The organism is Brunnivagina elsteri CCALA 953, assembly GCF_002289455.1.
Lineage (GTDB): Bacteria > Cyanobacteriota > Cyanobacteriia > Cyanobacteriales > Nostocaceae > Brunnivagina > Brunnivagina elsteri.
The window spans coordinates 1-4,385 of the sequence record NZ_NTFS01000489.1; the positions used below are offsets into that span (position 1 = coordinate 1).

Below are 4,385 nucleotides of genomic sequence, written 5' to 3' on the forward strand. Positions count from 1 at the left end.
CTGGTAACAAAATAACTAGTTTTAAATTGCTATAACCCTTGATTTTTATAGCCTTTTAGGGGATGAATCAGCCCTGCCTTTTTAAGGGGGGTTAGGGGGGATAATTCCGGGGTATCAGGGAAAACCAGATTTGTATGTACAGCGTCGAATTACCGATTCCCCAATTTTCAATAAAATTATGTCATCAGATGCAAAACCTTCTTTAGATGCTGGACTTGCAGCACTCAAACAAGGAGACTATCAAACAGCTAAAACCATTCTCGAATCTTTTGTCACCACAGAAAAGAACTTGCAAGCGGCAATACAAGCTCAAATTGGCTTGGTTGTAGCTTATGCTCGTACTGGCGATATTCCTGCTGCGATGACACTTTCAGAAATTCTTGCCCAAAGTAATAATCTACAAGTTAAACAATGGGCAGAGCGATCGCTCGAAGAATTACTCAAACGCAACCGACGGGATATTAAATCGCGAAACGAACAAGACGCAACAGGTTTTGTTGCATTTGATGATGAAGTAGTGGAAAATATTTCGCGATCGCTAAGTCAATCAAGTGACGGCAACGACAGCGATAATACCCCAATTGAAACTGAAGTCGTTAATACCTCATTCACCTCTTTACCTTCATCACCAGCAAACTCAGATAATGATACCAGCAATACAGGTAAAATTGTCCGATTCACAACACCTCTAGCCAAACCCCTTACTATCCATTGGAGACAAGCTGGAAGAGCAAAAAATTGGAAATCTCAACAACAATTAAACTTAATTCCCCTACGATTATTAGGTTTGGGAACATTCATCGCCCTATTCTGGGTAGTGCGGGAATTATTGGTTTTCACCTTCGCAAGTATCAATAATATTTTGGTTTGGTTGCCATTTCTGGAACCCTTACAACTTTTATATACCAATCCGACAAATTTCTTACTCATCATCCTGATTGCTTTAACTGCCCTTTCCCCTTGGTTACTCGATCAACTACTGACCAAATTTTACGGGATGCGATACCTGCAACAAGATGCGCTGGATTTACACAGTCAAGAAGCAGTGCGACTACTACGGAGATTTTCCCAGCAACGAGGTTTTCAATTTCCCTACCTGGGAATTTTACCAATTACCGTACCAATTGCGATCGCATACGGACATATCCCCCGAACTACTCGCATAGTCGTTAGTCAAGGACTTTTGCAGCAATTAGCTGAAGACGAAATCGCGGCAATTTACACAGAACAATTAGCCCATGCAGCACATTGGGATGGGGCAATAATGTCCCTAGTATTATTGGTGACAATCCCAATTTATTGGTTGTATCAGCAAATATCAAAATGGGGAAATAGAACCAAAGGACAATTCCTCAACTTTGTTTATATAGCTTTGTCGAGTATTGTTTACGGAATTTGGTGTCTAATCACGGGAACTTCTATTTGGTTGTCCCAGGTGCGATTATATTACGCCGATCGCTTTGTTTGCGATTTCACTGGCAACCCCAACGGTTTAACTCGCGCTTTACTCAAAATTTCGGTTGGTATCGCTGCCGATATTCAAAAGCAAGAACAAACTAGCTGGCAGTTAGAAAGCTTAAATATTGCTGCTCCAATCGGTTTCCAACAAAGCATCACCTTGGGAAGCCTAGCACCCCATATCGCCTTTGATTCTCTGCTAATGTGGGATTATCTCAACCCATACCGCTACTGGTTGACCATTAATAATACCCATCCACTAATAGGCGATCGCATTCAACGTCTCCTCCAAATTGCCCGGAATTGGCGCATAGAACCCGAATTCGATATCGAAGCCCAAAGTCCCATTCGTGTCAGTAAACAATCCTTCTACATGCAAATAGCCCCATTTCTGGGCATTCCCTGCGGTTTAGTGTTTGCAGGGATAATTGGAATTGGTTGGCAAATATTATTTGCACTCAAAATTCTCAATCTCAAATGGATATACGATGATTGGGATTTTGTCACAGGATGCATCTTTATCTGTTGCAGCATCTGCCTATTCATCAGGATTAACTCGTTTTTTCCTGAACTTAGAAATAGCAGGTTACAAACAGAGGAAAATTTGCCCAAACTTCTCGATAACCCCGCAGCAATTCCCATCGATCAAAATGGCGTGTGCATTTCTGGTAAATTAATCGGTCGTCCCGGCATTTGCAATAGTCTAGGACAAGACTTAATCCTGCAAACCAATACCGCATTAATCAAACTTCATCATATCTCCTGGCTTGGACAACCCCAAAACCCCCAAGACTTCATCGGTAGGAAAGTCAGCGTCACAGGTTGGTTGCGACGAGGGGCAACACCTTGGCTGGATATTCAATCTCTCAAAACACAAAATGGCAAAATAATCAATAGTCCCCATCCCATTTGGTCTACCATTGTTGCGATCGCATCAGTTACTTGGGGCGCTTTTATTTTACTCAAGGGCTAGTATAGAGCGCCGAAACATCTGGATTAATTCTCTAAAATCCCAACTCTTAACCAAATTTGTAAAGAAATATTGCAAATGCATTCAAAAAATGTTATATTTGTTAACAATACGAGATAAAATCAACGTAACACAGCATCTCAGCTTGGTTATTCGTTTAGATATTCCCCTTCTGTCTTCCCAACACAGCAAAGAATTAACCAGCCGTTGGCTGGTTTTTGTTTCTTGGGTAAATATGTAGAAATATGTATTGACTGCTACAATCCGATTAAGCTTATGATTAGAAATGTAGGCATTGAGCTAGCTACGTAGAAAATACCGTGATAATGTAAGAAGCGGTGTTTAATTCTCCGAATAAAGCATTGGTTCAATTATTGCCGTAGGAATAGTAAGCAAAAAGTAGTAAAATTTAAAATTCTTACAATTAAATTTTTTTTGGCGTAAAATGCGCTCTCGTATTATATAAGCTTCATTCTGCATAAACGCTGTATTGTATAGGATGACAGTTTAGAGTTCATTAATTTGGTTAGAGACGGTGTTGGTCAATAGCATCAATCAATAACCAAGGTCCAGATAAATGTTTTTTGTCTAGTTTTTAGTCACTCTTCAGTGGAGGTATTGTTCATGTCCGTTCGCCTATATATAGGCAATTTGCCAAAAGAAGAAATCGATCGTCAAGACTTACAAGCTGTGTTTGCAGCTGAAGGGGAGGCGGTTACTACTAAACTAATAAAAGACCGGAAGACAGGTAAATGTCGCGGTTTTGGTTTTTTAACAGTTAATAATGACGAACAAGCTGACGAAATAATTGAAAAATATAATGGTCAGATGTTCAAAGAGTCTCCAATTAAGCTAGAAAAGGCTTTGCCTCGGACAAAAGGTGAAGAGGGAGAAGAAACACAGCAACCACAGCAACCACAACAACAACAACTACTACCAACTAAAGTCACAAATCAAGGTGGTGGAAACACAAGTCCAACCGTTAGCAGAGAAGGGAGGAAAAACGCCAAGAAATCCCGTCGTGGTGGTGGTGTTAAGGAGACTGTATCATCTTCTGGTGGTGGAGACTCCGATACTATTCGTCCCGATCCACGCTGGGCTAATGAGTTGGAAAAACTCAAGCAAATGCTTGCTGCACAAACTACCAATTAGTCGTAATCCATACGCAAGATTAAAAATTAAAAATCAATTTGTGTTGGTTTTTAATTTTTAATTCTTCTGGATGGCATATTTTTGAGATAAACGCGATCGCGCTTATAGAACCTATTTGGTATCTATCCTGTAACCCTGAACAGAACGCGGTTTCACTAAATTAAGCACTTTGCCTCAAAACCCCCCACAGTAATAGTTTGAAAAAAGATAAGTAGGTTGGCTCAAATAAACCTAACTATGTAACGAAATGTAAAATCCTCAAAACTCTTGCGTTGGCGTAGCCTGCCCGTTAGGTCTTATGATTCGCTCCATTTCATTTCACTCGCAATGACATAGTTATAAATTTTCCTACCCACCTATTTCTCAAACAGGTTCTATCGCCCTTCTATGTCTCTGGCGAGAAAAAAATAATATGCTAATCCTGAATCCCTTCAAAGCCTCGTTTTATAAGCAAAACAAAAACATCCTTGCTTGGAACTAAGCACGGAAAAACAAGGTTTGGAATATTTTCTAATGAGAGTAATAAAAGAGCGCTATATACTAAAAACGGGTTAGAAATTTACTTCTAACAAGCGTGAAAATCCTCAAGCGGATTCTGCAAGTAGCATTTTATACTGCCCACGGGTAAAAACTGAACTTTTGTCATGCTGACTTATGTTGCATCTTTAAGATTTTTACGCAATCTAAAAGTATAGTTGTAACCCGTTTTTAGTATACCCGTTTGCAGTATAAGGGACTTCCAGAAAATAAAATCTTCTTTCTCATATACTTACCAACACTATCACGCGAAGGGTGGGGAGACCCG

The 4,385-nt window shown here is 39.9% G+C and carries 2 protein-coding genes; both read left to right on the forward strand.

The annotated features are described in order from the left end of the window. The first annotated feature begins 178 nt into the window (after nucleotides 1-178). Entirely contained in the window at nucleotides 179-2,431 is a 2,253-nt protein-coding gene (locus CK510_RS26970) for a M48 family metalloprotease (protein WP_095724595.1), read from the forward strand. A gap of 621 nt (nucleotides 2,432-3,052) precedes the next feature. Next, nucleotides 3,053-3,580: an RNA recognition motif domain-containing protein gene (locus CK510_RS26975; protein WP_095724594.1), complete on the forward strand. Its 528-nt coding sequence runs from the start codon at nucleotides 3,053-3,055 to the stop codon at nucleotides 3,578-3,580. The last annotated feature ends 805 nt before the right edge of the window (nucleotides 3,581-4,385 follow it).

Excerpts from the sequence above, each read along its gene's own strand:
- CK510_RS26970 (WP_095724595.1), top strand. The coding sequence starts at position 179 with ATGTCATCAGATGCAAAACCTTCTTTAGATGCTGGACTTGCAGCACTC.
- CK510_RS26975 (WP_095724594.1), top strand. The coding sequence starts at position 3,053 with ATGTCCGTTCGCCTATATATAGGCAATTTGCCAAAAGAAGAAATCGAT.